Raw genomic sequence first — 26559 nt, 5'->3', positions numbered from 1 at the left:
CTAAAACAGCTATACAGTTTTTAATAACTTCACTGAGAATTCGATTTTGAAACAGCTAGATACTGAACATTTCCCCCTAGTGCCTATCGCTCAGTCGGAGATAAAAATCGCAAGTTTTAATTTGTTGAATTATCTTGCTCCCCCTAATGCTTATTATGATTTTGAGAATATTTATAGCTACGAACAATGGCATAAAAAACAGCATTGGCTAACATCGATTTTAGAAGCGCTACAACCCGATATTATTGGTTTTCAAGAAGTATTTAGTGCAGATGAGCTGCAATCATTACTGCGCGATATTGGCTACCCCTATTTTGCGGTTGTTGATGAGCCTATCGTTGAAGGTGATTTTATTTATCGCAGTCCCGTTGTCGCTATTGCTTCTAAATTCCCCATTACAGAAGTGATCGCGGTGGAGGCTGATAATGATGCAGCACAATTAATGGGCTGGGCTGAGTTTTCATTTAGTCGCAAACCACTGCGAGCGACGGTTGATATTCCCCATATTGGCGCAACAGATTGCTATGTCACTCATTTAAAATCCAAGCGTTCACTATTTGATGATCCACTTCCTGAGACCATAGCGAAATCAGGCAGTGCGCTTGCTTCTTTTCTTGGTCAACGTTTAGGGAATTGGGGTTCATCCATGCTACGGGGCACTGAAGCGGCTTTACTGCAACTTGCGATGGTGAAGCGACGCGAGCAAACCAGTAATCCGATGGTACTGTGTGGCGATTATAACGATGTTATTTCGAGTAGTTGTTTAGAAGAATTAACGGCAAGTCGTGTTTACGGGATGTCTGAAAGTGACACTGAGCGCTTAATTAACTTCTATTGCCTTTACGATGGTTGGCAGCTTTATACTCAAGTCAATCCACAAGATGAAGAAGCTATTCGTCCTGCCACACATTACTTTAATGGTAAAGGATCGGTATTAGATTACATCCTGCTGTCACAGGAGTTCAATGCGAGTTATTTAGGCTCATTATTTGAAGTTAGCCATTATCACACTGAAGATAAGCATTTGATCAATTCAAGCTTTGATATTGACGGCTACAGTACTGATCACGCTATTCCTATTGTGACCTTATCACTGCGCTCCTAGTAACAACCTCGCTTTAGGTTAGCTGATAACTGCTTATAACCACTGTTTGCTAAAAAAGCAGATAAAAAAACGACTGATATACCCTTTTTACAAAAGGTATTTATCAGTCGTTTTTATTTAACGTTTTAGACGTTATTACGCTGTCGCTTTTGGTGCACGACTACGCTGTGGAGAGCGACGACGACCATCTGATTTAGGCTTTTCATCGTTAAAACGACGACGAGGCTTATCACCATTTGATTGTGGTTTCGCATCTGTATTGCGAGGCTTACGTGCAGGTCTTGCACCTTGCTCTGAACGCTTCTCGTTGTTTGCAGCATCAGTAGACTGACCCTGTGGACGACGAGAGGCTGGTTTACGCTTTGCGCCACCGTTATTATTGTTTGTGCTACGCTTTTCACCTGTCGCTGCACCTTCACGCGCCACAAACGTTTTCTGCTTTTTAGGCTTCTTCGGTTTAATTGGGCGTGTATCTAGCTTAGATTGTGGTAATGCGTTAGTCGGTTTAAAACCTTCAATAATTTCACGATCAAACACTTGCTGTGTTAAACGCTCGATCGCAACAAGATCTTTTGCTTCTTCTGCCGACACTAATGAAATCGCTTCACCAACACAACCTGCGCGGCCAGTACGACCAATACGGTGTACATAGTCTTCTGCTACGTGCGGTAAATCAAAGTTCACAACTTGTGGTAGTTGATCGATATCTAAGCCACGAGCAGCAATATCTGTCGCAACAAGTACGCGAACATCACCAGACTTAAAGTTAGCAAGTGCCTTAGTACGTGCGCCTTGGCTCTTATTACCATGGATAGCGGCCGCAGAAACTCCACGACTTTCTAAATGAGTAGCAAGCTTATTCGCACCGTGCTTAGTTTTAGTGAAAACAAGCACTTGTTTCCAATTACGCTCATTAAGTAGCTTAGTTAATAAGTTAGGTTTTTTCTTTTGATCAACAGGGCAAATCCACTGCTTCACGGTACGTGCTGTTTGGTTACGCGGGTTAACATCAATCTCTACTGGATTATTCACTAATCCTTTTGCAAGCTCACGAATTTCATCAGAAAAGGTTGCTGAAAATAGTAAGTTTTGACGCTCTTTTGGTAGTAACGCTAAAATTTTACGGATATCGCGGATGAAACCCATATCTAACATACGGTCAGCTTCATCAAGAACCAAAATTTCAACATCACGGAATTTCACAGCATTTTGGCTATGAAGATCCATCAAACGCCCTGGTGTTGCCACCAATACGTCGGCACCTTTACGCATACGCAGCATTTGTGGGTTTACTTTAACGCCACCAAAAACAACTGCAGAGCTTAAACGTAAGTTTTTACCGTAAGTCGCAACACTCTCCCCTACTTGAGCGGCTAGCTCACGTGTTGGGGTTAATACAAGTGCGCGTACATGATTTGAACGAGCAGGTCGACCATTCGCTAAACGTTCTAGCAAAGGTAAGGTAAAGCCTGCTGTTTTGCCTGTACCAGTTTGGGCCGCCGCCATTACATCTTTACCCGCAAGAATAGCTGGGATCGCTTGCTCTTGGATTGGTGATGGTTTTTCGTAGCCTTGCTTTGCAACAGCTTCAAGAATTGGGGCAGATAGGCCTAAAGAGGCAAAACTCATAGCATCTCTCTTTTATATAAAACGCCAATTTGGCGATAGTAGTGGCTAATTTAAGCCAGCTATTGAACAAACGTGCTGTTCAATGAGAATAAAACAGGGAAGGTAATGCTTACCTTCCCTGTTGAAAATTTACTGATATGTACGTAACTATGAAACCGTTGTTTCTGTACTCATAGTTTCAGTTTCTGATGGTGAAATAGTTTCTTCGGCAGACACTTGTTGTGCTGCTTCAGCGTCTAACTTGGCACGTTCCGCTTTAGAGATGTAACGAGGCTTATTACTTTTATGTAACTTAGCATTTGCCTTTTTCATTCTCTTTTTAAGCGTTTCGTTAATTTTCTTTTTTCTATTCATAATCGCGCCAGCTGATATTTTCATCATTTTTAAACAAGGCGCTGATTGTAATGGTTCAGCGCTGAATAACAAGCTTTATCCATCAACAGGCCTCGAAAACCATCTCAATATCGGACAAATGGTTTCAAAATCTTAGCTATGCTAATCGTTAAAAGACATACAATAGGTGATAACAATGAAAAAACCACAAACAGTCACACTATTTTTGTTTGATGATTTTCAATTGCTTGATGCTTTTGGACCATTACAAATGTTTGGCTTGTTGCCGGACCTTTATCACACCCAAACAATCTCTGTTGATGGAAAGGCAATCTTAAGCCAACAACATGTATCTATTACACCTCAATTAAGTTTTAGCGATACGTTTAGCTCTGATATTTTGCTCATTCCCGGTGGTAGTGGGATTAAATCCGTCATTGACGATCCAACGGTGTTGTTTTGGTTGAAACGCATTGCGCCTACACAAGAATTAATCTGCTCTGTTTGCACAGGCTCAGCATTATTAGCAAATGCAGGATTACTCAACTATTGCCAAGCAACAACAAATAAAAAACAATTTCATTGGGTTAAAGAGCTTGGACACCATGTAGATTGGCAATCATCAGCTCGATGGGTGCGAGACAGCAATATATTTACTGCCTCAGGCTGTTCGTCAGGTTTAGACATGGCATTAGCGATTATTGCCTACCAATTTGGTGACAATGTTGCACGAAAAGTCGCTGTTGAAGCAGAGTATTTATGGCAAAACGATCCTGACGATGACCCTTTTGCTCCGCTACATATTGTTAAATAGTTTCCTATTCCCACATAACATAACTTTTTTCATTTACTGCTGATTCTAATAATGTAATCAACGGCATAGCACGTACTGATAAAGAAATTTCCGGCTCAAATTCATCGTCATCTAAATCGGCATCAAGCGGATTTGGCTCGATTGTGGAATCAGCAGTAATACCACTCTGCTTATTCTCTTGTTTAGCTTTATTAATATCATCTTTTAGGTTTTTTAACGCTTGTGCGATATCTTCTTCGCGAATAGCGCCAGGGACTGTTTCGCAGAACCCCATCATATGAATCAATTGCTGTGCGATATCACCAAACATTGTAATATCGTTACTTCCTTTACTATGAAATGTAATTAGCATAACTCACCTATCCTTTTCTTATTCATATAGCTATTAGACCATTTTATTCTGTTAGGGTTTCTGATCGTAATGGCAATTTAATTTTTCACGGTCTTTTTTACCAAGAAAATAACCAATAAAGCCACCAGCTATAGCGCCAAATAAGTGACTTTCAAAACTCACCAAATAATTAGAAGGGAAGACCCCCCAAATCATCGAGCTAAAATAAACCAGCACTAAAAATGTAATAATTAATGACATGATACTTCTTAGGACTAAACCATAGATAAGCAAGTAGCCCCAAATGCCATAAATTATTCCACTTAATCCGACATGGTAACTGATACGCCCAAACAACCAGACACTGATACTGCCGAATAACCAGCACAACAAAATGACATTGATTAACCGAGCAACACCATTAACCCCTACCCCAAGAGCCAGTAGTGTGAAAGAAGTAAGATTAAAAATTAAATGAGACCAAGTGCCGTGGATAAAGGGATAAAATATAATATTGCTAAGATGACTAATATGGCGAGGTAATAAACCATAGCTGTTTAATGCGCCATTGAAACTATGATTAACAATAAAAGCAGCAAACGAAATCCCCCAAAAGAATAGAATGACAAAAAAAACATCTCGCCACTTCTTTTTAAAGTCAGACATAAAGAATACACCACGGATTAAAAAACATTCATGTAACGTAACATTATCCCTACTATTATAGCTAACTATCTTATCTCTGATTGGTAGTCTTAATACAACACATATCCCATTAAGACAATTAAAGTATTAAATATTACATTTAAGAACTGCCGTATCATTATATTACGGATAATAAAATTGATAATAAACAGATTATTTTTAACAACGATAAAGCCCGCAACACGTAGTTACGGGCAAACAGTGAATACAGCTTTTATATGAGGCCGTTAATTTACTGCATGTACACTCAGTTCTGCATTAGTAAAACCTAATGAATTAAGTTCATCAGCATCAAAATTTGATATTACCTCAACATTACCAGCACGCAGGGTCGTAACATTATCTTTTAATGATAGAGAGCTTTTGTCTATAGGTTGCGCTTTACCAATATCCATAGTGCCAGCATATTGAGACTCGGCAGAAAAATCACCGGATACAAAAGAATGGAAAGGACGCAAACTCATACCAAGAGCAGATTGAATGTTGCCCAGTCCGATTTCATTAATAGCCCAAGTCCAATCCCACCACTGTACTTCATTTGGAATATATCGATGTTCCCATTGATAAGGAATATTCATTGGCTTATCACTGCCACGTCCCACGGTAAACGTATAACTTCTGTATGGGCGATTTTCTGGATGTGTATTCCACGCATTACCTCCCCAGCGAAGAAATCCATTGAAATTAACGTCGTAACTTACATCTGCATTAAATTGGTAAGGGTAAGAAATGGATGAGAGATATAAATCGACGCGAACTGGTATGATTGAGTGAGGTGGCACCGTTGGTTGTGCATCTAACGAAACTTGCTCACTGGTTGACTCGCCTTTAGATTGTGAAAAGCTTTTATTTGCCTCAATGCTAATATTCAGCCTTGTCGTTCCGACAAGTGGCCAATTGAAAGCATCTTCAGTTGTTACTCTTGCAGAAAACCCGTAATTATCAGTCTTTGACCACGTTGTTGACTCATCCAACTTTAAGCTAACGGAAATTGTCTGATCTTGATCGCTGTCGTTTCTCGCTAACGCGGTAATGGTTTTTACTAGTTTTTTGTCTGATTCAGTAACATCGCCATGCCAGAAACTGTCATCATTTAAACGATAGGCAAAATTATTTACTGTGATTTTAGTCTTTTCATCACACCTGTAACCTGTACACGTTCCAATATCATTTCCTTGGATAACCCAATCATCACCCATATGTTGAATGTTCATATCTTCGCCAGCGTATTGAGCATGGTTGCCACCAACCCATGCATAACCCAGATAATCAGCAAGTCGGCTTAAAGGACGAACAAAATTATCTTGGTCATGTAATAATGCATATTGAACATCGATTTCATCACCTTCAGGTAACTCAAGATCAGTATACTTAGGGATTTCTGTATGATTTTCATCAGGATAACAAAAAGTGTTGGGAGGGCTAGTTCCTGCTGGTTGTTGTTTTATCAAACCTTTATAACCCGGTCCCATAACAACCCATAGACCTTTTAGCGAGACGATTTGCCAGTCATCCATAAAAGGAAGAAGATATTTCACATGCTCCCCAGCTTCATAATGGTCAAGAGGATGGTAGCCTGCCCGACAAACATTTGAACCTAAGTGATCTAATACAATTTGATCAGGGTACACCTTCTGTGCATATACACTACTTGTTAAGGTTGGAAGAACAGTAGCTAACAGTATGCTTATGTAGATACTTCGCATGATCAATCCTCATATATATTGATTTTGATGACACACTCAAAGTAGAGCTATATAAGCTTTTCATACTAATAAATTTAGTAACAATGAAATTAATTGAAATTTTATGCCTATAATTTTCAATATGTTATAAGTAAACTTTAATATCATTAATCAGTTATTTTCTAAAAAATTTAAACAATAAAATGAATTCTGATTAAGGTACTTTTTTAAAGTTTAATTCCAAAATATTGTAATTAGGATAATCGTTTAATAATCCAATCCTTGGTTTATTTATCAACGCGTTCATTTCAATATCAGTGTTAATGTTGTGGCTTTTATTCACTGTTACGAGTAGTGTGGAAATTAAAATAACAAATAAAAGAAAAGAACAAACTAAAGGTCTATATACTTTTCTATGATTGCTTTTCCGTATTAATTCGTTTGAGAACACCCTATGTTTTTCGCCTTTCTGTATCGGTATTTTAGTATCAAGCGTTTCATCAAATAACACGCCTTCAATTAAACGGTATCCAACTTTAGGTACTGTCACTATTGGTGACTCCTTAAGACCTAGTTTTATCAGTGAAAGCCTAATTTTGCTGATACTTTTCGCTAATGATGTCTCGCCAATACATTCACTGCCCCAGGCAAATTGAATAATATCTTTCTTTGAGACAACATTAGGAGAGTGTTTAAGTAAGAGATAAAGAATCTGTGAATCTCGATATCCAATTTTTAATATTTTCTTACGATTAGAAAGCGTATTTTTTATAGGATTATATAATATCATGTGACTCCCCCGTAACTTAATCAATAAAGAGAAGATAGATGTATATTTTATAATTGATAATTAGCATATATAAATATAGTTGAGTGTGATCCAGCTTAAACTTTATCTATCTCATTAATTTTAAAAAGCACAGACATTAATAGAAAACTAGCATTTATATATTTATTAGAGAAGATTAATAATTAGATGTGATTATTAATAAAAATGAACACTAATGGGCAGTGAAAAAGAATTAATACTACTTCATAATTGATAGCCATTAGATAAAAAAGCATCTTAGTGCTATCAATTATTTAATCTAAAGCGCCAAAAGTCGAGCTCTTCAATTTATTTCTCATTGAGTCATCTCTTTAATTAGCTGTAGATTCTACAGCTAATTTTTAACGTTTCCTAATACCTGAAAATACATCGTAGATGCTTTCAGAGCCCTAAAGCACATCATTCAGACTTAATAACCAAAAGCAGTCGCGACCTGTAACCAACTCTGTTGTGTTTGCTGATCATGTTCTGCTGAAGGTAAAAACTCAAGAACATGGATTAATGATGCGTTTCCACCTGAATGGCAATCCATACTGTGCTGGTTTAATTCTGCATTAAACAACGGCATATTACTTTGTGTATCCACACACCAATTATCTACAAGTTTACCGCTGTGCTGTAAACAGTAGCTTGTTACTAGGTGTCGCAATTCTCGTTGATGATTATCGTTAGAATCACAAACGATATTTTCATAATTTGCATAGCCCAATACTGGATGATAAACCGTAATCCCCTGTTGCTGTGTTTGTGATGATTCGTAACTATCAACCGTCTCAATAAAACTTGTTGTTGACTCTAATGGTTTTGAAACGATTTTAGCTTTTATCATCAATGGACTAAATAAAAATACACCGTACAGCACGCTTAATATCAAACTCTTCATACACACCGACCTATCGCTTATTAGCATACACAGTTTCAAGCAATAACTACCATATCACTGTATATTGTTATAGCAGATATTTTTATAAGCATTTAAATTTAATGATATTTTTCATTTTTAGATAGCAGCAACATTGTCAACAAATCTGTACATTACAAAAAGCCCCTATAATTACAATATTCATTTTAGATATATTTCTTACTATTAAGACAATTAATCCACACCCAATAAGATACAGTATTCATATGTAGCTATCACATATATTTGTTTGGAGTCGGTATATGGAAGATAAAACACTTATTGCGGATACTCATGGCATTCTTGAAGCCTTCATTGAAAATGGGTTACATCGTAGATACCCTATTTATTGTCAATTTCCTCATTGCGATAGCTTGATAGAAAAGCACCAATACGATGAAAGCTATGATATTGAATTTAATGATGGTTATCGCCATCATAACGAGAAATGATTTTAATTCAGGCTTGTATAAGTACAGGTTAGGTATAAGAAATATATAAAAAAACCGATGTTTAGAAACATCGGTTTTTTTAACTTACTCTTCTAATTACGCTTGGCGGCGCTTTTGTACATCTGATGCTAATTGACGAAGTACTTTTTCTGTATCTTCCCAACCAATACAGGCATCTGTAATACTTTGACCGTAAGTCGGTTCAACACCATCAACAATATCCTGACGACCTTCAACAAGGTGACTTTCAATCATTACACCAAAGATAGATTTGTTACCACTCGCAATTTGCTCACCAACATCTTGTGATACTAGTGGCTGACGCTCAAATTTTTTCAAGCTATTTGCATGACTAAAATCGATCATCACTTTTGAGCGGTGGCCAGCAGCTTCAAGTTGATCTGTCACTGCTTTAACATGCTCAGCACTATAATTTGGCTCTTTACCACCGCGAAGGATAATATGGCAATCTTCATTACCTGCAGTAGATACAATCGCAGAGTGACCGTATTTAGTCACTGATAAAAAGTGGTGAGGCGCACTTGCCGAACCTACAGCGTCTGTTGCAATTTTAATATTGCCATCTGTGCCGTTTTTAAAGCCTACTGGGCATGACAAACCTGACGCAAGTTCACGGTGAACCTGAGATTCAGTAGTACGCGCACCAATTGCTCCCCAACTGATCAAATCTCCCATGTATTGAGGTGTGATCATATCAAGGAATTCGCCTGCTGTTGGTAGGCCTGATTCAGTTAAATCAAGAAGTAGTTTACGACCAATACGTAAACCATCATTTAATTGGAAGCTATTATCCATGTAAGGGTCATTAATCAACCCTTTCCAACCTACTGTTGTACGTGGCTTTTCAAAATAAACACGCATAACAATTTCTAAATCAGCGTTAAGCTCATCGCGTAGTGTTTTTAGCTTTTTACCGTACTCTACTGCCGCATCAGTATCATGTATAGAACAAGGTCCAACAATCACAAGAAGACGGTCATCTTCATCATTTAAGATATTATGAATGGCATTTCGAGCTTGATATACTGTTTCTGAAGCTGTTTCTGAAGCAGAAAATTTTTCCAGTATTGCAACTGGTGGTAATAGTTCTTTGATCTCGCTAATGCGGACATCATCTGTTTTATGCATGCTTATACTTCCCGTATCGCTACACTACGTCTATGTCGGTCAATCGATGTAGTGTACTTATCTCCAAATAGTCTTTTCTTAACTTATCGCCTTAACCCTTTTTGTGCAATGGATTATTGACAGTTAAGTCGACATTTTTTTAACTTAGGAACAACTTAGATGCATCCAACCTACTCAATAAAATTTAACAAAACATTCAATATGCTACATAATGCGCATTAAAGAACATATATGGTATATCTCTAGATTATTGAAGAAGTACAACAGAACACTTTATGTCCACTTAAACATGGGATATTGATCTAAATTATCAGTTGTTCCGTTAGTAGTTCGTTGTTATATAATATTGAAATATCGTATTAATTTTAATTTACGATGGCGTAACATAAAACCATTACTATTTGCTGCTTACATTGCAAACAACAATTTTATTAGTCGAGGTACGTCTTGTTAGCTAAAGACGAGATAATTACATTTACAGAAGTAAACAAGTGGTATGGCGAATTTCATGCACTAAAATCGATCAATTTGAGCATTCATAAAGGTGAACGATTAGTTATCTGTGGCCCATCGGGATCAGGTAAGTCGACTCTTATTCGTTGTATAAATGGACTTGAGCAATATGATTCGGGGCAAATTACAGTAAATAGTCACTTACTAGATCCAAAGAATTTAAAAGCTGTACGTGGCAAAGTCGGTATGGTTTTCCAACATTTTAATCTTTTTCCACATATGACAGTTTTAGATAATTTGACATTAGCTCCTCGTCGAACATTAGGGATGTCAAAGGCTGAGGCAGAAACGCTAGCAATTCAATATCTAGAACGTGTCCATATTGCTCATCAAGCCAATAAGTTCCCGGGACAACTATCCGGTGGACAACAACAACGTGTTGCTATTGCTCGCTCCCTTTGCATGAAACCCGATATTCTTTTATTTGATGAACCCACTTCTGCATTAGATCCTGAAATGATTCATGAAGTACTTGATGTAATGAAGGAATTAGCAGATGAAGGCATTACAATGGTATGCGTGACCCATGAAATGGGGTTTGCTCGCAAAGTAGCAGATCGGGTTGTATTTATGGATGAAGGTGAAGTAGTCGAGATTGCTCCTCCTGCACTTTTATTCGACCAACCGCAAAATACTAGAACCCAGTCTTTTCTTAGAAAAATTTTAAGTTACTGAGGTGAAAATGATAACTAAACCTCAGTCAAAATCAGCTTTCATCAAAATACTTAAACCCGTTATTAGTGGGTTATTGCAAATTACCGTTATTGTATTAGCCATCGTTTGGTTACTAAATAGCGGTGCTGATGCGATGAATTATAATTGGCAATGGTACCGTGTTCCTCAATATCTATTTTTTAAAGAAGACGGTGAGTGGTTTTCTGCCGAGCTTATTGATGGTTTACTCATCACCATCAAAATATCAGCCATTAGCCTTATCTTTACGATTATTTTTGGCTTAGTAACCGCGCTTTTACGTTTATCTCACTCTATTGTTGGTCGCGCTCTTGCACGTGGATATATTGAAGTCATTCGTAATACCCCACTACTTGTTCAAATTTATCTGCTGTATTTTGTATTTGGTCCGGTATTAGGATTAGAGCGATTTACTACAGCTGTATTAGCACTTTCATTATTTCAAGGAGCCTATACCGCAGAGATATTTCGTTCAGGTCTAATGAACATTCCTAAAGGGCAATTTGAAGCGGCTGAAAGTCTTGGGTTAAGTAAAGTTGATAGCTATCGATATATAATCTTACCTCAAATGTTACGTCGTATCTTACCTGCGCTAACAAACGAAGCTGTCTCGTTAGTAAAAAATTCCTCTATTGTCAGTATCATGGCTATATTTGATTTAACGACACAAGGACGCGATATAGTCGCTGATACAGCGATGCCCTTTGAGATCTGGTTTACAATCGCAGCAATGTACTTATGCATAACGTTGCTTTTATCAGCGTTTGCAACATTGTTAGAACACAAACTTGCGACACCTACTCATTAATTGATCATTTTTAACGATATGGAGACGGAAAAATGAAACGTTTTTTTGCGGTAATGATCACCGCACTAACCCTTTTACTGAGTGCTAGCCATGCATTAGCGGCAGAAAAAAGCACATTAGAACAAATTAAAGAGCGCGGTACATTACGTGTTGGTTTATCAACATTCGTGCCTTGGGCAATGCGTGATAAGCAAGGAGAGCTGATTGGTTTTGAAGTTGATGTTGCTAAACGACTCGCTAAAGATGCCGGTGTAAAAGTTGAATTTATTCCTACTGCATGGGATGGGATTATTCCTGCACTTCTAGCTGGCAAATTTGATGTGATCATTGGCGGTATGTCGATAACACCACAACGTAACTTGAGTGTTCTTTTCACAACTCCTTATTCTCACTCAGGTGTACAACTTGCTGCAAGTAAAGAGCTAGCAGGCGATAAGCTCTCCATTGCTGATTATAACAAGCGTAGTGTGACTTTAGCTGTACGTCGTGGTGCAGTAACAGTTCAAACAGCCAAGAAATACTTCCCTAAAGCGAAACTTCGTCAATTTGACGATGAATCACAAGCATTCCAAGAAGTATTAAACGGCAATGCGCAAGCGGTATTGGCATCAACGCCAAAACCAGAACAAATGACATTACAATACAAAGATAAGCTATTTCTACCTTTTAAAGAGCGTTTAAGCCAGGGTTCTGAAGGTTTCGCTATTCGACAAGGTGACTTCAACCTACTGAACTTCTTTAATAACTGGATCTTACTTCGTACTCAGGATGGCTGGTTAAAAGAGCGTTATGACTATTGGTTTACAACTGTCGATTGGCAGAATCAGGTGAAAGAAGGTCAATAAATTAATGTCTTCCTGCTCAACGACAAAGGAAGCTACATCGCAGCCGAATAAACGTTCGGCTGCTAGCTTTACTTTGCCTCAACTTAAAATTCTAGATTACATCTTACTTTTAGTCGTGGGATGTTTTCTTGGCTGGCTATATTACCGCTCATCAATTGGTATTCATTATCATTGGCAGTGGCAAAAAGCCTTTGATTTGGTTTTTTCATCTAGTCAGAGCAATGAGATACCCTATTTTTTTCAAGGCGTATTCAGCACTATTCGTATAAGTTTATGGGGAATGTTATTTGCCGCTATTTTTGGCTTGCTATTAGCACTCGCTCGACGCTCTTCACTTCTTTTTTTACGACTACCCGCCAATGCATATATTCAATTAGTACGTAACATACCGCCTTTAGTCTTTGTTTTTATCTTTTACTTTTTTATTTCAAGCCAACTGGTGCCACTACTTGGCTTGAATGATTTGTTTCGTTTTTACAATGGACAAGAGAATGCCTTCCAGTCTTTTCTTTTTGGTAGTAGCCAATTATGGGAAAACTTATTTTCGGGAATTTTATGTGTCGGCCTGATTGCTGCCGCTTATATCGCTGAAGTCATTCGTGCTGGTCTCGATTCAATCGATAACGGACAATGGGAAGCTGCAGATTCGCTAGGCCTATCTAAATTTGATCGTTTTCGCTTTGTTATTTTTCCCCAAGCCATTGCAGGGATCGTGCCTGCATTAGCAGGTCAATTTATCTCAATAGTGAAAGATTCATCAATTATCTCATTGATCTCGATACAAGAAATAACCTTCGTCGGCAGTGAAATGGCAAATTCTTCGGGGTTAATCTTTGAAATTTGGTTACTCGTTGGCGCTGTTTACTTAGTTTTATGCCTATCTTTATCTCTTTTATTCAGTAAATTAGAGAAACATAGTTTACGTCATCTTTCTAGATAAATATGAAGTGGCTTAAGTATCTACATTTACTTAAGCCACTTCATTAACGATGGATTAAAGATACTTATTTTTTATCTCATTCCAACGCTGCATACCTATCTTATTTGTAATAATTGCTACAAATGTTGGCGATAGCTTATAACCATTAATAACATCTATAGAATTAATAATCTGATCTAAATTACTTCCTTTGTTCTGTAATGCCGTATCTACTTCGTACCAAAATGCTGGTCCCTTAAAATAGAATAGTGGGTAATATTGATATTCTTTCTTTTCATCAACATTTTTATTTGCTTCTATAAGGCCCGTTGACGAAAAAGGATATTTCTCAGCAAAATCATTCCAACGTTGGATTGGATCTTTAAATGCAAAGGAAGTATTTTCCATTGATTTTAACGCGTAGTATTCAGCTAAACCCTCTCCCGTCCATCCATTAGCTGGCAATTTATTTTGTAGCAGATGTAAAGATTCATGTGCTGATATCTTTAACAGCCATTGCAATGACTCATTCGTTACAACTCCCTTATCAGTCCACACATTCACAAAAATATTTGGCACGCCTGAAGAGCCACTAATACGTCTCTCAGCTTTATCTTTTGCAAAAAATGTAATGCCCCAGTTCTGTAATTGATTATCAGGAAAGACTTTTAATAAGTAATTAAGTTGACTTGCTAATGAGGGTAACCATAATTCTTTTTTCTTTATAAGTTGAGGTAAATCAGAATGAACAACTACCTGCTTACTAGCTAAATCTACGACGGTTTTAGCCATTCCCCAAACCATAAAAAACGGCGGTTGAGATGTTGTTGGCATCAATGCACAGTCTTTTTCAGGTGAACAGACTTGGATCTGCTTCTGCTCTTTGATACGAGGTAACGTATTCCATTCAGTGAGTACATACCATCCTTGCTTTGAGTTATGAGCATTATATTGATCTGATGGAGAATAACTTGATGGCTCTACATTTTTTGTTTTTATTTCCCATGTTACTTTACTACAAGCAATAGGTTGACCATAAACGATTATCGAAGAGGTTCCATCACGCTTTAAACATGTTAATTGAGGGGCAAACTCATTATCTCGATATTGACGAGGTTTAACCCACGTTAATGCCTGATTACCATTCGTCTTTGTATCAACTTTAATTATATCAGGTTGATTATTATCAGCTTTTACATTAAATGTAACTGGTATTTCTGCTAGTGCAGAGCCACTTCCAAACGAGAACAATAACAAAGCTCCATAGCTTTTTATTATAGTTTTAAACATTTAACCATCCATTATTTTACATTTTATCCATTTACAGACTTATATATTAGCAACTTGTTCAAAAAATAAAGAAAATATTTTTTATAATAAGAACAATAATTGTTACTCACAGGTAATAATTATTTGTATAAATATCACTTGGTGAAACGTCTTCTTTGACACTAAAATGCGCATCTCTTTTTTAATGATAGATAATCGTAATGTTTAAACTATTAACTTCTATGCCACCTTTTTTAGCTTTATCTATTGCCATTGTGTTTGAAGTGATCGCAACGTCTTTCATTCCTAAAGCTGAGCAATTTACTAAACTAGTTCCAAGTGCGGTTGTGCTTGTCGGTTACGCTGTCGCTTTTTTTCTATTATCTGTCACCGTTAAAACCATGCCTGTTGGTATTGTTTATGCGATTTGGAGTGGCGCTGGTATTGTCCTCGTTGCAACAATTAGCTTTTTTATTTATGGACAGCGCTTAGATTTACCCGCAATTGTAGGTATTGGTTTTATTATTATTGGTGTTTTAATTGTTAACCTATTATCGAAAACTGTTGGCCATTAACAAATCAATTAAATAAAAAAAGGCAGTAATCATCTCGTAGATTACTGCCTTTTTTCATTTTCACTTTTATCTAAATCATATAGTGTATGTACGCAGTCTCGCCATATGATATACATCGACGAACTCGCCATTACGAAACGCAAAGTTTTTCGCCTCGCCTTCAATTTCAAAACCATGTTTTTGATAAAGCTTCATTGCAGCAATGTTGTCTGTATACACTTCTAACTCAATACGTTGCACATTGAGCCATTTATCTGCCAACATCAATGCAGACTGTATTAATTTCCCACCAACACCTTTACCTTGAAATGTATCTTTCACGCCCATACCAAAGCTCGCAACATGCCTTCGTCTTGGGTTATCACAAACCGACAGTCCGAGCTGCCCGACAATTTCTCCCTCATATTCCGCTACCAAGCTATAGCACCCTTGAGGTAAATTCGACAATCGAGACGTCCAACGATCGAGTGAAGGAAATGGGAGTTGAAGTGTACCGCCATAGGCAATTTCAGATTCATAAATAGCTTTAACACCCGTAATATCTTTATCTTCACTATGTCGAATAATGATATTTTCCATTAGTACACTCCTTTTTTAATCACATTACCACGCGATACGTTTACCGTCGTAGTTAATAAACTCCCCTGAATTGTTTACGGAACTGTGTTCAATTACTTCAAATAATCCTTTGGCTGATGTTGTTGTATCGATAAGCGCATTAGGGCCACCCATCTCTGTTTGTACCCAGCCAGGATGTAAAGCAATTACCGTAAACCCCTCGTCACGAAGATCATTACTTAAACTTTTTACTACAGAATTAAGTGCTGCTTTTGATGAACGATAAATATAACCACCACCTGAAGTATTTTCTGTCATGCTGCCAACTTTTGAAGACACGCAGGCTATTTTTTTTGTCATCCCATTTTTGAGTAATGGATACAAGCTTTCGATTAACTTCAATGGTGCAATCGTATTTATTTCAAAAACACGACGCCATTCTTCAACATCAGTCTGACCAAAGCCGTAGCCTTTTGGACCATAATAACCAGCATTATTTATCACAAGATCGAGGCTTGGTAATTGAGTGGCTAGCTGATCAAGCTGCTCATAGTTGGTTACGTCTAATGAGTGAATAATGAGATCTGCATTACCACTAGCAAGATCTTGCAGATCTGATGCTGTTTCAAGTGATCTCGAGGTAGCATGAACTAACCAACCTTGCGACAAGTACTGTTTCACTAACCCTAGTCCAATGCCCCGATTAGCTCCTGTTATCAATACACTTTTTTTCATCGCCTCACCCTAACTCATCAACATTAAATACTATTAGTGATCAATCCAATATACCGATTGAATATGTAGAAACAACCTTGAGAGAGGATAAAAGTAAAAAAACACCTTATTGATAATAATTATCAATTGTATTTGGTTTTTGTGTTTGTTATAACGTTGAGGAATATATGTTACTTTCTTTATAGGGATAAAAAGGATGAACTCTCATCAAAAGCGACGATTACGATATGTGACAAATACTGTACTGCTATCTGTTGGACTGTTTATGAGTACAATGAGCCATGCTAATGACAAGTTTAAAGTAATAACAACATTTACAATCATTGCTGACATGGCAAAAAATGTAGCTGGTGACGCTGCTATTGTTGAATCCATTACTAAACCCAATGCGGAAATTCATAATTATCAAGTAACACCTGGCGACCTTAAACGGGCGCAAGGTGCAGATTTAATTCTTTATAACGGTTTAAACTTAGAGCTTTGGTTTAATAAATTTTTCAAAAACCTCCACGATGTTCCTTCTGTAACAGTAACTGAAAATATTACGCCGTTAAGTATTACTCAGGGTCCTTATAACGGTAAACCAAATCCTCATGCTTGGATGTCGCCTGAGAACGGTATTATTTATGTTGAAAATATTCGCCAAGCACTGGTTAAACATGATCCTAAAAATGCGGATATTTATAATAAAAACGCTCAACAATATACCCAAAAAATTAAGCAAACAATTGCACCTATTCGTAATCAGATTAATACCATACCGGTAGATAAGCGTTGGCTTGTTACGAGTGAAGGGGCCTTTAGTTATCTTGCTCGTGATTTTGGACTAAAAGAACTGTATTTATGGCCTATTAATGCTGATGCCCAAGGAACGCCTCAACAAGTTCGTCAACTTATAGATGCTGTTCGTCAACATCAAATTCATGCGGTTTTCAGTGAAAGTACTGTTTCAGCAAAACCGGCTCAACAAGTCGCACGAGAAACAGGAGCTAACTATGCAGGCATGCTTTATGTTGACTCTTTGAGTGCTAAAAACGGTCCTGTTCCTACCTATCTAGAGCTAATTAAAGTGACCTCTCAAACAATCGCTAAAGGGCTGAGTTTATAATGATAGGATTAGATATAAACAATATTACGGTTACATACCGTAACGGTCATACCGCTCTACACAATGCGACATTTAGCGTTCCTCAAGGTTCTATCGCAGCCCTCGTCGGGATGAATGGCAGCGGAAAGTCCACGCTTTTTAAAGCCATTATGGGATTTGTATCCACCAGTCAAGGTAGTGTGAAAATCCTTAATAATACAGTCAAAAACGCGCTAAAAAGTAATGTCGTCGCCTATGTTCCGCAAAGTGAAGATATAGACTGGAACTTTCCAGTTCTGGTTGAAGATGTCGTCATGATGGGTCGTTATGGTTACATGAATATGTTGCGTATCCCGAGAAAAATAGATCATGAAAAAGTGAATATTGCTCTCCAGCGGGTCAATATGACTGACTTTCGTAAACGTCAAATAGGAGAGCTTTCTGGTGGGCAACGTAAAAGGGTATTTCTTGCTCGTGCACTCGCGCAAGAAAGTCAGGTGATATTACTCGATGAGCCCTTTACAGGCGTTGATGTTCAAACAGAAGAGCAAATCATGGCATTGTTACGCGAGCTTCGTGATGAAGGCAAAGTTATGCTCGTCTCTACCCATAACCTTGGAAGTATTCCTGACTTTTGTGATCGTACAATTTTAATTAATAAAACCATTTTGGCATCAGGAGAAACAACCGAGATTTTCACACCAGAAAATTTAAAGCTCGCATTTGGTGGTGTATTACGCCACTTCATTTTATCAGGGAAAGATCTTCACGAAGATGACGATAGCCGTAAATTATCAGTTATTTCCGATCATGAACGGCCTGTTGTTATGTATGGTGAAAACGGCGAACAACAGTCTCGCTCTCTTTCCCGTCAACGATAAAAGGAGTGATAATTGTGGACCAATTACTTGAGCCGTTTTTATATAGCTATATGATTAACGCCATGTGGGTTAGTGCATTAATCGGTGGCGTTTGTGCTTTTCTTTCCTGTTATTTAATGCTGAAGGGCTGGTCACTGATTGGGGACGCACTATCACATTCTATCGTACCCGGTGTTGCCGGCGCTTATATGATAGGCCTCCCCTTTGCTTTTGGTGCCTTTTTTTCTGGCGGTTTAGCTGCTGCTGGCATGTTATTTTTAAGCCAACGCAGTAAATTAAAAGAAGACGCTGTTATTGGCTTAATTTTTACTGCTTTTTTCGGGCTAGGTTTATTTCTTGTCTCACTCTATCCAAGTGCGGTTAATATTCAGACGATTGTAATGGGAAATATTCTCGCGATAACCCCAGTAGATACATTACAAATCGTCATCATTGGCTGTCTTTCTCTATTAATTTTATGTTTAAAATGGCGTGACTTCATGGTTGTTTTCTTTGATGAAAACCATGCTAAAACTATTGGGCTATCGCCAACATTTTTAAAAATTGTATTTTTTAGTATTTTAAGTGCTTCTACCGTTGCCGCATTGCAAACTGTAGGCGCCTTTTTAGTTATTGCTATGGTTGTGATCCCTGGTGCAACTGCCTACTTACTGTCTGATCGTTTCTCGATAGTCATTATCTACAGTGTAATCATTGGTGTGATCAGCGCTTTTCTTGGTGCTTATTTTAGTTATTTTATCAATGGTGCAACAGGCGGGATCATCGTGTTATTACAAACTGTTTTCTTTGCTTTAGCTTTTGTATTTGCACCTAAATATGGTCGACTAGCAACCCGTAAAAAAACAAAACAAGCGTTAAAAAAAGCACAAAGCTTAAAGCAAACAAAAGGAATTCAACATGGCTAATCTATTAACGACATTACTATCGCCTTTTGAATTTATTTTTATGCAGCAGGCTTTTCTGATTGTTTTTTTTATCGCGATACCAACAGCATTACTGTCTTGTTTTTTAATTCTAAAAGGTTGGTCTTTAATGGGTGATGCCATTTCCCATGCTGTTTTACCGGGGATTGTTATTGCTTATGTCTTATCGATTCCATTTACGATTGGTGCTTTTATCGCAGGTATGTTTTGTGCGTTAACCACAGGGTATTTAAAAGAAAATAGCAGAATTAAAGAAGATACAATTATGGGTGTTGTATTTTCAGCAATGTTCGCGCTCGGTATTGTGATGATTACGAAAATTCACACAAATATTCACTTAGATCACATTATATTTGGTGATCCTCTAGGGGCTAGTTGGCACGATATTGCAGAAGCTGGCGGAATTGCACTCATTGTTGGAGCACTGTGTATCATTAAAGGTAAAGATTTACTCTTGCTTATTTTTGATCATCAACATGCACAAGCTATTGGACTTCCCACCAAAGTATTACATTACGGATTGCTTGCGCTACTCTCGTTCGCGATTGTTACTGCACTCAAAGCCGTTGGCATGATATTAGTGATTTCAATGCTGATTGCGCCGGGTGCGACAGCCTTTATGCTCACCCGTCGTTTTCAAAGCATGATGATAATATCGGTATTCATTTCTATCATAAATTGCTTCTTAGGCGTTTATCTTAGCTTCTTTATCGATAGTGCTCCCGCACCAACGATTATCTTATTAATGACAATAAACTTTATTGCGGTGTTTACTTACCATGCAATAAAACAGCGTGCCATTGTGAAAAATACGTCCATAAGTGCAATATAAACAGAGCGACACTGGCTATATTCTATTAAGGTTGTCGAACAGTATTCGTATTGTTTGATAACCTATACATAACATTACTTACTCTGTCTTTCCTTCAAGCACAAGACCTATAACAGATTTAGTTAATGCGTCAAACACATGTAAAAATTGCATTCTTTCCCTTAAATGATGCTTGTTGTGCTGATTGTCTCTCCGATTTAAAACTTCGAAGAGGGAATTCATATTTTTCCATTACGCTTATATAGCCGCTTCCCTCTTTCACCTGCTAAAATCTCCGCACTATAAAAACAAACGAATGAGCAATGTATGCAAGGAACATTAAGTAAAATGAAGTCAACGTTAAATGACGTTGTTGACTACCATCTCCCTATCGGTGATCAACAACTACATTTAAATCCTTTGATTGGTAAGTCACTTAAATTGACTCATACAGGCAATATTTTTTGTCAGTCGTGTGGCAAAAAAACCAAAAAAAGTTACTCTCAAGGTCATTGCTTCCCTTGTATGAAAAAATTAGCGTCATGCGATATGTGCATTATGAAACCTGAAACTTGTCACTACGACAAAGGCACATGCCGTGAGCCACAATGGGGTGAAGAAAATTGCATGGTGCCGCACTATGTTTACCTATCAAATACTTCAGGTTTAAAAGTGGGTATTACTCGACATACCCAACTACCGACACGATGGATTGATCAAGGTGCAACACAGGCACTTGCTTTACTTAAAGTAAAAACACGTCAAATTTCAGGGTTAGTGGAAGTGGCTATTGCAGAGCTTGTCGCTGATAAAACCAACTGGCGTGCCATGCTTAAAGGTGATAATGCTGAAATCGATTTAACAGAAAAGGCCTCTGTTTTATTACCAGAAGTAAAAGCTCGTCTAGCAGAAATCACCGCAGAATATGGTGAAGATGCGATTGAATATCTTGATAACGATATTGTTGATATTCATTTTCCTGTTGATGCCTTCCCAACCAAGATTAGCTCACACAATTTTGATAAAGAGCCTGTGGTTGAAGGTATTTTGCAAGGAATCAAAGGTCAATATCTGATCTTTGATACTGGCGTGATCAACATTCGTAAATTCACCAGCTATGAAGTAATTGCAGAAGCATAAAATATATTTAAGTGCTCTCTATCAAAAACTGTAGAGAATAAGAACGATAAAAGCGAAGCAACTGTATTCGACTAACCGAATCATACTTCGCTTTTATTTTTTTGCTCGTCCTTGAATATAATCATATTTTCTATTTTGTATCGCGAGATCACGTAAAAAGTTCTCACCTAATACAATACCGTTACCACCATTGATCAGCACATATTCAATTTCTTCATTAATATCGCCAAGTTTGGTTCTTAACTTTACAACAGGTAAGGGTTTATCACTTTTTTCTGGTATTTTAACTTTTTCAAGAATGGCAAATTTATATTCTTTATCAAGCAGTTTAAACTTAACCCAATCTTTTCCATCACGTTCAAATTCGACTAAATCACTTACACCGATGCGTGAATTTGTTGATACAGGATCAATATAAGCTGCAAAATATTCTGTTGATGAAGCAAGTAAGATCCACTCATGACGCCCTAAAATAAACAACCCATCTTGAGTTTCTTTCTTTACTGATGAATGCGCTGATTTTGTACTGTTATGTGCAAGAATTAAATCACTTGAAGCATTAAACTGAGTATCACTAGCATTAGGAAGAGAAAGGTCAGAAGACTGACTCAAAGGATCTGGGATAGAAGAAACAGGAAACTTAGATGATGTAACATGATTATCAGCCATAGATTGATAGCTGACTAACAATAAAACAAACACAGATACTCTACTTACTTTATTCATCATAAGTTAACCTTTTCATTATTCTTTAATACCCATACCTTACAAAACATAATACTTACAAAGGGAAATAGGCAACTATTTCCCTCAAACTCATTGCATACTCATGGCTGCTTCAAACTTATTAAACTTATTTGCTAACCAGTTTTCATCATACCAACCCATATTTCGACTGTGTTTTGCATCATCCCACAAACTAAAGAAATAACGTCGTGCTTCAAAGCCATCATCTAACTGACGTTTTTCAATATAGCGTTCGGCGATATGCGTATCACCACGTACATCAAATAAATGGATCACATCGAGTTCACGGTGTTTGAAACCGCTATCACAAGGATCAAGCAATCCTGCAACTTTAAACGTATTAGGATCAAATAGTACATTCGCCAAATGGCAATCATCGTGAACGAAAGAAGACGCTTCATGAGCAATTGGTGCTAATATTTCTCTACGACGTTCCCATAGCTCAGTATATTGATATTTGATCTTTGAACTAAATGGCGATGCTGAACAAGATAGATATTTGTATACATCCTTCATCCAGTCATCGAACGCGTTATTAAAATCACCATCAAAGCCTCCATTATTTAATTCAAAGCCTTGCGGATGATTATGCTCATGTAATGCGAGTAAAATATCTGTGTAATCTTCACGGAATGTCTCTATAGCGAATTTATTATTAGGTAACTCATTCGCAGGTCGACCTTCGAGCCAATCTAGCACGATATAGTCATACCCTTCTTCTCGACCAAATAAATAGATCTGCGGCACAGGACAACTCACAATAGAGCGTAACTTCTGTAAACATGCGACTTCTTTACTTATTCGACCCACTTCTCGTGAAAACTTAACAACAATCTTTGCCTTCCCTGTGGCAAGAAATACAACCCAACCATAAAAGGTTTCCTGAATATCACATACATCAGCTTTTTGTCGGAACATTGCGAAAAACGATTTTTCAGCAATATTTTTTAGCTGGGCTCTATTCATATTTTGTACCTTGGATGTTATCTAGCAACTGTAACCAATAAATACCAAATAAGCATAAACATCTGGTTTTATTAGGTTTTTAATCTTTATTGTGGGTTTAGAATGCAACATAACAGCCAATATGACCAGTCGATACGGTAAATAAAACTAAAAATTTTTTACTTTTGGTTACATTTGATTTTTTACAGAGCTTTACCTCCGTACACTAGCTTAAAATTAGCGAATAAAACTCTTTTTTAGTAACAAATAAAAAGTGCGCTCTAATTCACTAAATATAAGCAAAATAAAAAAACGATACACATAGGGATGTGATATATGCCTCATTATTCCAAATAAGGCTAATGCGAAATACTATCAATTAATAATAACGTAATTCGGCTACCTTAAATGTCATGACACATAATTTCTTGTGGCCCAAATAAACCTCCCAGATAACGTTCACCTGTAAAAGCGAAACCAGCCTTTTCATAACAACGCCTTGCCACTGTATTTTTACAATTTACTGTTAAATAAACCCTTTGATAGTTTGAGTAGTACTTCGCTAAATAAGTAAATAACGCCATTAATGCTTGTTTACCAATACCCTTACCTTGTAACTTTTGGTCTATAACAAAGGTTCGCAAACCAATACAATTTTCAGAGCAAAAATCCACATCACGAAAGTAAGCAATATCTATTTTAAAAAAGCCTACAATATGGTCATCCTGCTTAATCACATGAAGATGCATTGTTGCAGAGTCACTTTCTAAAAAATCTTCTGCTGTCGCGGCAAATAGGATTTGATCCTCAAATAAAGACACCGCTTTTACACCCTCTTGATCCCTTTCTGTATATCTCGAAATTTCAAGCATATTAAGTCCTATCAGCTGAATTTTAAGCAAGCACTATTTCGATCGCAATTTTGCTATAAACAGCATGTAAATTATTAATAATTCATAATACAAGCATAATAATTCATTTATTATATTTTTATATTTAGTTGGCTATATTGAGAACATCATGAAACTTATAAAATACATAATACAAAGCTTTACTTTGATTTTATTAATTTCTGGTTGCGCACAGCCCAAAGAAGCAACGCACCAGTCTTTGGTAGCTCAAAAACTACCTATCTTGCTAGATTTTAAAGATCTTACTACAGCAACAAACGGTACACATTCATACCAAATCTCACCTGATGGTGAAAAACTAGCTTGGTTGAAAGAGAGTTTTGACAACAATGGTAACCCTTTTACTGCGCTACACTTCAAGAACTTAAAAACCGGTGAAACTAGTAAATTTAGCAGCTCGATTCCATTCTTCGAATGGATGCCTGATAGCCGTCGCATTATTTATGTGCCTCACTTTGACGATATGAAATCTAAAATATTCTTTTTAGATACAAAGTTTCCAACACGGCAATTAACCCCTTTTTATGATAAAGATAACCAGATATATGTCGTAGATAAATTACGCAACGATCCGGAAAATATTCTTGTAAGGCATAACGGTGGGAATGCTAAAGCGTACAACTTATACCGATTAAATATTAAAACAAAAAAAGAAACATTATTGTTTAAAGTCGATAAAGAGCTAACAATAGATGGATTCATTATTGACGACAGAGTTAAAGGCGGTTCAATTTTCGCTTATATAAAAGATAAGAGAAAAATATATCAATTCGGCACTAATAAATTATTATTTGATGCTGGTGAAAATGGTAAGGTTGCCAATGCTATGATGAATCATAGCAAGAATACCCTAACTATTTTAGCCAACAATAATTCTGACAAGACTCAACTTATTGAGCTAGATCTTGCAACAAATGCCATTAATACTCTTTATTCAAATGATACTGTTGATGTAGACAAATATTACTATGACAATAATCATGCTCCAGCATTAGCAGCCAGTTATCCTGATTATCAAGAAATCATAACTTTTAATCCTAATTATAAAAAATTAGCCTCTAATTTTTATCAAAAAGGCAAAAATGGAATATTTATTTTTAGCACTGACAATAAAAATGAGAAATTCACTGTTAAGCAATATAATGAATACGGCTATTATATTTACTTGTATGATGCAACTAACGATAAGAAAGAGCTTTTATCACAAAGTAAATCACATCATTACTCGCAGTACCTTGCCAGCCAAAAGCCCATTCAGTTCACGAGTCGAGATAGTTTAACCCTCAACGGTTATATCACCCTACCTAAGGGCATTAAAGCCAATAACCTTCCAACAGTATTACTGGTTCACGGTGGACCACATGCTCGCGACTACTGGGACTTTAATAGTGAAGCACAGTTACTTGCCAACCGTGGCTATGCGGTTATTCAAGTTAATTTCAGGGGATCTACAGGTTACGGCTATGAGTTTACATCTTCAGGCTATGGTGAATTCTCTAAAGCCATGCATAACGACCTAATTGATGGTGTTAATTGGGCAGTAGAGCAAGGAATAACAGATCCGAACAATGTCGCTATTATGGGTGCTAGTTACGGTGGGTACGCAACCTTAGTCGGTATGACACTGACTCCCGATAAATTTTCTTGTGGTGTTGATATTTTCGGCATATCTGATCTTGAGCTGATGGTAAAAAACTTCCCTGAACCATGGAAGCGATATGAAGATATTTGGGTAAACTATATTGGTGATTTCAACGATCCAGAGATGAAGCAGCAACGCGCACAGCAATCGCCAATCAATTTCGTTAATAATATGAATGCACCTCTGTTAGTCATTCAAGGTGACAGTGATGCTGTTGTGATCCCAGACCAATCACGTCGTTTTGTCGAAGCGGCAAAGAAAGCAGGAAAAAATGTAGAGTACTGGGAAATGAATAACGTTGGCCACCATTATGGAACACCAAGACAAGCAAGGAAACTTGCGAGAAAAGTTGATAATTTCTTAAGCCAATGTATTGGTGGTCGCTCGGCTGGCTAACTATTAATAATTAACGGTGTCATCTCCTTTCAGACGGCACCACATTTTTCCTTTTTTACATTATTGTTCAAACTGATTTTCAAATATCGACAACCTAACCAAAATAAAACAAAAAACACCCAACTATTTGACATATGTTCTGTATTACTAAATTACAGATACTTACAACTCATTATTTAACCATTTCGAATTTATCTCATTATAATCAGTGCAGTTTTTACTTGTGAG

At 37.2% G+C, this 26559-nt stretch carries 28 protein-coding genes; 14 read left to right on the top strand and 14 right to left on the bottom strand.

The genetic code is table 11. The features are described from left to right. Window positions 1–46 precede the first annotated feature (46 nt). Entirely contained in the window at window positions 47–1105 is a 1059-nt protein-coding gene (locus CTN01_RS09965) for an endonuclease/exonuclease/phosphatase family protein (protein WP_052666540.1), read from the top strand. A 135-nt stretch (window positions 1106–1240) separates the two neighbouring features. Here CTN01_RS09965 and CTN01_RS09960 read toward each other — a convergent pair whose 3' ends face one another. Both CTN01_RS09960 and CTN01_RS09955 read right to left on the bottom strand, forming a co-directional pair. Further along, a complete protein-coding gene (locus CTN01_RS09960; protein ID WP_045147522.1) occupies window positions 1241–2734 on the bottom strand; it encodes a DEAD/DEAH box helicase in 1494 nt (497 codons plus the stop codon). A gap of 147 nt (window positions 2735–2881) precedes the next feature. Further along, entirely contained in the window at window positions 2882–3088 is a 207-nt protein-coding gene (locus CTN01_RS09955; protein WP_039871979.1) for a DUF2986 domain-containing protein, read from the bottom strand. 175 nt (window positions 3089–3263) lie between these two features. Here CTN01_RS09955 and CTN01_RS09950 point away from each other — a divergent pair, with 175 nt between their 5' ends. After that, window positions 3264–3881 carry a DJ-1/PfpI family protein gene (locus tag CTN01_RS09950; RefSeq protein ID WP_045147525.1) on the top strand — a complete coding sequence of 206 codons (618 nt, stop codon included), beginning with the start codon at window positions 3264–3266 and terminating at the stop codon, window positions 3879–3881. 4 nt (window positions 3882–3885) lie between these two features. Here the strand turns inward: CTN01_RS09950 and CTN01_RS09945 are convergent, their stop codons facing one another. The 5 genes from CTN01_RS09945 to CTN01_RS09925 all read right to left on the bottom strand — a co-directional run bounded on the left by CTN01_RS09945 (window position 3886) and on the right by CTN01_RS09925 (window position 8314). Continuing rightward, window positions 3886–4233: a DUF1840 domain-containing protein gene (locus CTN01_RS09945; RefSeq protein WP_005364602.1), complete on the bottom strand. Its 348-nt coding sequence runs from the start codon at window positions 4231–4233 to the stop codon at window positions 3886–3888. A gap of 51 nt (window positions 4234–4284) precedes the next feature. Next, the gene (locus CTN01_RS09940; protein ID WP_045147527.1) at window positions 4285–4878 is read right to left on the bottom strand and encodes a rhomboid family intramembrane serine protease; all 594 of its coding nucleotides are present in this window, start codon (window positions 4876–4878) and stop codon (window positions 4285–4287) included. A gap of 266 nt (window positions 4879–5144) precedes the next feature. Next, complete coding sequence (locus tag CTN01_RS09935; RefSeq protein ID WP_045127631.1) at window positions 5145–6623, bottom strand: aerolysin family beta-barrel pore-forming toxin; 1479 nt, start codon at window positions 6621–6623, stop codon at window positions 5145–5147. Between the two features lie 193 nt (window positions 6624–6816). Beyond that, a complete protein-coding gene (locus CTN01_RS23260) occupies window positions 6817–7392 on the bottom strand; it encodes a winged helix-turn-helix domain-containing protein (protein ID WP_107342154.1) in 576 nt (191 codons plus the stop codon). 448 nt (window positions 7393–7840) lie between these two features. Then, entirely contained in the window at window positions 7841–8314 is a 474-nt protein-coding gene (locus CTN01_RS09925; protein WP_045147528.1) for a hypothetical protein, read from the bottom strand. A gap of 281 nt (window positions 8315–8595) precedes the next feature. Here CTN01_RS09925 and CTN01_RS09920 point away from each other — a divergent pair, with 281 nt between their 5' ends. Beyond that, window positions 8596–8784, top strand: a complete 189-nt coding sequence (locus tag CTN01_RS09920; protein WP_005364594.1) for a hypothetical protein — start codon at window positions 8596–8598, stop codon at window positions 8782–8784. A 96-nt stretch (window positions 8785–8880) separates the two neighbouring features. On the opposite strand, the gene aroG is transcribed toward CTN01_RS09920, so the two are convergent. Continuing rightward, entirely contained in the window at window positions 8881–9933 is a 1053-nt protein-coding gene (gene aroG / locus CTN01_RS09915; RefSeq protein WP_045127633.1) for a 3-deoxy-7-phosphoheptulonate synthase AroG, read from the bottom strand. A 447-nt stretch (window positions 9934–10380) separates the two neighbouring features. Between aroG and CTN01_RS09910 the strand changes: the two genes are divergently transcribed. From CTN01_RS09910 to CTN01_RS09895, 4 genes are read left to right on the top strand one after another with little or no spacing between them, the layout of a single operon-like run. Continuing rightward, a complete protein-coding gene (locus CTN01_RS09910; RefSeq protein WP_045127634.1) occupies window positions 10381–11121 on the top strand; it encodes an amino acid ABC transporter ATP-binding protein in 741 nt (246 codons plus the stop codon). A 7-nt stretch (window positions 11122–11128) separates the two neighbouring features. Then, window positions 11129–11947: an amino acid ABC transporter permease gene (locus CTN01_RS09905; RefSeq protein ID WP_045147529.1), complete on the top strand. Its 819-nt coding sequence runs from the start codon at window positions 11129–11131 to the stop codon at window positions 11945–11947. 32 nt (window positions 11948–11979) lie between these two features. Then, window positions 11980–12792 (top strand): transporter substrate-binding domain-containing protein, encoded by an 813-nt coding sequence (locus CTN01_RS09900; protein ID WP_045127636.1) that lies wholly within the window; start codon window positions 11980–11982, stop codon window positions 12790–12792. Between the two features lie 4 nt (window positions 12793–12796). Continuing rightward, window positions 12797–13732, top strand: a complete 936-nt coding sequence (locus CTN01_RS09895) for an amino acid ABC transporter permease (RefSeq protein WP_045147530.1) — start codon at window positions 12797–12799, stop codon at window positions 13730–13732. Between the two features lie 54 nt (window positions 13733–13786). On the opposite strand, the gene CTN01_RS09890 is transcribed toward CTN01_RS09895, so the two are convergent. Next, the gene (locus CTN01_RS09890) at window positions 13787–15001 is read right to left on the bottom strand and encodes a hypothetical protein (protein ID WP_045147532.1); all 1215 of its coding nucleotides are present in this window, start codon (window positions 14999–15001) and stop codon (window positions 13787–13789) included. Window positions 15002–15222: 221 nt separating this feature from the next. Between CTN01_RS09890 and CTN01_RS09885 the strand changes: the two genes are divergently transcribed. Continuing rightward, window positions 15223–15555, top strand: coding sequence for an SMR family transporter (locus CTN01_RS09885; protein ID WP_211317081.1), 333 nt, complete (start codon window positions 15223–15225; stop codon window positions 15553–15555). Between the two features lie 75 nt (window positions 15556–15630). Here the strand turns inward: CTN01_RS09885 and CTN01_RS09880 are convergent, their stop codons facing one another. Together CTN01_RS09880 and CTN01_RS09875 are read right to left on the bottom strand one after the other, a co-directional pair. After that, window positions 15631–16134 carry a GNAT family N-acetyltransferase gene (locus CTN01_RS09880; protein WP_045127639.1) on the bottom strand — a complete coding sequence of 168 codons (504 nt, stop codon included), beginning with the start codon at window positions 16132–16134 and terminating at the stop codon, window positions 15631–15633. Between the two features lie 24 nt (window positions 16135–16158). Further along, the gene (locus tag CTN01_RS09875) at window positions 16159–16848 is read right to left on the bottom strand and encodes an SDR family oxidoreductase (protein ID WP_045147534.1); all 690 of its coding nucleotides are present in this window, start codon (window positions 16846–16848) and stop codon (window positions 16159–16161) included. Between the two features lie 196 nt (window positions 16849–17044). Between CTN01_RS09875 and CTN01_RS09870 the strand changes: the two genes are divergently transcribed. The 5 genes from CTN01_RS09870 to CTN01_RS09850 all read left to right on the top strand — a co-directional run bounded on the left by CTN01_RS09870 (window position 17045) and on the right by CTN01_RS09850 (window position 21690). After that, window positions 17045–17956, top strand: coding sequence for a metal ABC transporter substrate-binding protein (locus tag CTN01_RS09870; RefSeq protein WP_080896151.1), 912 nt, complete (start codon window positions 17045–17047; stop codon window positions 17954–17956). Next, entirely contained in the window at window positions 17956–18816 is an 861-nt protein-coding gene (locus CTN01_RS09865; RefSeq protein ID WP_045147536.1) for a manganese/iron ABC transporter ATP-binding protein, read from the top strand. The genes CTN01_RS09870 and CTN01_RS09865 overlap by 1 nt, the downstream gene beginning before the upstream one ends. Before the next feature lie 14 nt (window positions 18817–18830). Beyond that, window positions 18831–19721, top strand: coding sequence for a metal ABC transporter permease (locus CTN01_RS09860; protein WP_146150425.1), 891 nt, complete (start codon window positions 18831–18833; stop codon window positions 19719–19721). Continuing rightward, window positions 19714–20571: a metal ABC transporter permease gene (locus CTN01_RS09855; protein ID WP_045147538.1), complete on the top strand. Its 858-nt coding sequence runs from the start codon at window positions 19714–19716 to the stop codon at window positions 20569–20571. The genes CTN01_RS09860 and CTN01_RS09855 overlap by 8 nt, the downstream gene beginning before the upstream one ends. 306 nt (window positions 20572–20877) lie before the next feature. Beyond that, window positions 20878–21690 (top strand): DUF2797 domain-containing protein, encoded by an 813-nt coding sequence (locus CTN01_RS09850; protein WP_045147540.1) that lies wholly within the window; start codon window positions 20878–20880, stop codon window positions 21688–21690. Window positions 21691–21783: 93 nt separating this feature from the next. On the opposite strand, the gene CTN01_RS09845 is transcribed toward CTN01_RS09850, so the two are convergent. From CTN01_RS09845 to CTN01_RS09835, 3 genes are all read right to left on the bottom strand, one after another. Beyond that, window positions 21784–22419, bottom strand: coding sequence for a putative ATP-dependent zinc protease (locus CTN01_RS09845; RefSeq protein ID WP_244155958.1), 636 nt, complete (start codon window positions 22417–22419; stop codon window positions 21784–21786). An 87-nt stretch (window positions 22420–22506) separates the two neighbouring features. Further along, window positions 22507–23403, bottom strand: a complete 897-nt coding sequence (locus CTN01_RS09840; protein ID WP_005364546.1) for a phosphotransferase — start codon at window positions 23401–23403, stop codon at window positions 22507–22509. Window positions 23404–23786: 383 nt separating this feature from the next. Next, complete coding sequence (locus tag CTN01_RS09835; RefSeq protein ID WP_045147542.1) at window positions 23787–24254, bottom strand: GNAT family N-acetyltransferase; 468 nt, start codon at window positions 24252–24254, stop codon at window positions 23787–23789. A 148-nt stretch (window positions 24255–24402) separates the two neighbouring features. Between CTN01_RS09835 and CTN01_RS09830 the strand changes: the two genes are divergently transcribed. Next, the gene (locus tag CTN01_RS09830; RefSeq protein WP_045147543.1) at window positions 24403–26331 is read left to right on the top strand and encodes a S9 family peptidase; all 1929 of its coding nucleotides are present in this window, start codon (window positions 24403–24405) and stop codon (window positions 26329–26331) included. Window positions 26332–26559: the final 228 nt, after the last annotated feature.

Source organism: Photobacterium angustum (assembly GCF_003026365.1).
In the GTDB taxonomy this organism is placed as follows: Bacteria; Pseudomonadota; Gammaproteobacteria; order Enterobacterales; family Vibrionaceae; genus Photobacterium; species Photobacterium angustum.
This window is presented reverse-complemented; position numbering and strand designations above follow the sequence as displayed.

What these genes read in the sequence shown, in the direction of transcription:
- CTN01_RS09845 (WP_244155958.1), bottom strand. Translation starts at nt 22,419, where the DNA reads ATGATGAATAAAGTAAGTAGAGTATCTGTGTTTGTTTTATTGTTAGTC.
- CTN01_RS09885 (WP_211317081.1), top strand. Translation starts at nt 15,223, where the DNA reads ATGCCACCTTTTTTAGCTTTATCTATTGCCATTGTGTTTGAAGTGATC.
- CTN01_RS09855 (WP_045147538.1), top strand. Translation starts at nt 19,714, where the DNA reads ATGGCTAATCTATTAACGACATTACTATCGCCTTTTGAATTTATTTTT.
- CTN01_RS09935 (WP_045127631.1), bottom strand. Translation starts at nt 6,623, where the DNA reads ATGCGAAGTATCTACATAAGCATACTGTTAGCTACTGTTCTTCCAACC.
- CTN01_RS09840 (WP_005364546.1), bottom strand. Translation starts at nt 23,403, where the DNA reads ATGAATAGAGCCCAGCTAAAAAATATTGCTGAAAAATCGTTTTTCGCA.
- CTN01_RS09835 (WP_045147542.1), bottom strand. Translation starts at nt 24,254, where the DNA reads ATGCTTGAAATTTCGAGATATACAGAAAGGGATCAAGAGGGTGTAAAA.
- CTN01_RS09940 (WP_045147527.1), bottom strand. Translation starts at nt 4,878, where the DNA reads ATGTCTGACTTTAAAAAGAAGTGGCGAGATGTTTTTTTTGTCATTCTA.
- CTN01_RS23260 (WP_107342154.1), bottom strand. Translation starts at nt 7,392, where the DNA reads ATGATATTATATAATCCTATAAAAAATACGCTTTCTAATCGTAAGAAA.
- CTN01_RS09890 (WP_045147532.1), bottom strand. Translation starts at nt 15,001, where the DNA reads ATGTTTAAAACTATAATAAAAAGCTATGGAGCTTTGTTATTGTTCTCG.
- CTN01_RS09875 (WP_045147534.1), bottom strand. Translation starts at nt 16,848, where the DNA reads ATGAAAAAAAGTGTATTGATAACAGGAGCTAATCGGGGCATTGGACTA.
- CTN01_RS09900 (WP_045127636.1), top strand. Translation starts at nt 11,980, where the DNA reads ATGAAACGTTTTTTTGCGGTAATGATCACCGCACTAACCCTTTTACTG.
- aroG (WP_045127633.1), bottom strand. Translation starts at nt 9,933, where the DNA reads ATGCATAAAACAGATGATGTCCGCATTAGCGAGATCAAAGAACTATTA.
- CTN01_RS09905 (WP_045147529.1), top strand. Translation starts at nt 11,129, where the DNA reads ATGATAACTAAACCTCAGTCAAAATCAGCTTTCATCAAAATACTTAAA.
- CTN01_RS09830 (WP_045147543.1), top strand. Translation starts at nt 24,403, where the DNA reads ATGAAACTTATAAAATACATAATACAAAGCTTTACTTTGATTTTATTA.
- CTN01_RS09925 (WP_045147528.1), bottom strand. Translation starts at nt 8,314, where the DNA reads ATGAAGAGTTTGATATTAAGCGTGCTGTACGGTGTATTTTTATTTAGT.
- CTN01_RS09920 (WP_005364594.1), top strand. Translation starts at nt 8,596, where the DNA reads ATGGAAGATAAAACACTTATTGCGGATACTCATGGCATTCTTGAAGCC.
- CTN01_RS09880 (WP_045127639.1), bottom strand. Translation starts at nt 16,134, where the DNA reads ATGGAAAATATCATTATTCGACATAGTGAAGATAAAGATATTACGGGT.
- CTN01_RS09960 (WP_045147522.1), bottom strand. Translation starts at nt 2,734, where the DNA reads ATGAGTTTTGCCTCTTTAGGCCTATCTGCCCCAATTCTTGAAGCTGTT.
- CTN01_RS09950 (WP_045147525.1), top strand. Translation starts at nt 3,264, where the DNA reads ATGAAAAAACCACAAACAGTCACACTATTTTTGTTTGATGATTTTCAA.
- CTN01_RS09870 (WP_080896151.1), top strand. Translation starts at nt 17,045, where the DNA reads ATGAACTCTCATCAAAAGCGACGATTACGATATGTGACAAATACTGTA.
- CTN01_RS09895 (WP_045147530.1), top strand. Translation starts at nt 12,797, where the DNA reads ATGTCTTCCTGCTCAACGACAAAGGAAGCTACATCGCAGCCGAATAAA.
- CTN01_RS09850 (WP_045147540.1), top strand. Translation starts at nt 20,878, where the DNA reads ATGCAAGGAACATTAAGTAAAATGAAGTCAACGTTAAATGACGTTGTT.
- CTN01_RS09955 (WP_039871979.1), bottom strand. Translation starts at nt 3,088, where the DNA reads ATGAATAGAAAAAAGAAAATTAACGAAACGCTTAAAAAGAGAATGAAA.
- CTN01_RS09945 (WP_005364602.1), bottom strand. Translation starts at nt 4,233, where the DNA reads ATGCTAATTACATTTCATAGTAAAGGAAGTAACGATATTACAATGTTT.
- CTN01_RS09865 (WP_045147536.1), top strand. Translation starts at nt 17,956, where the DNA reads ATGATAGGATTAGATATAAACAATATTACGGTTACATACCGTAACGGT.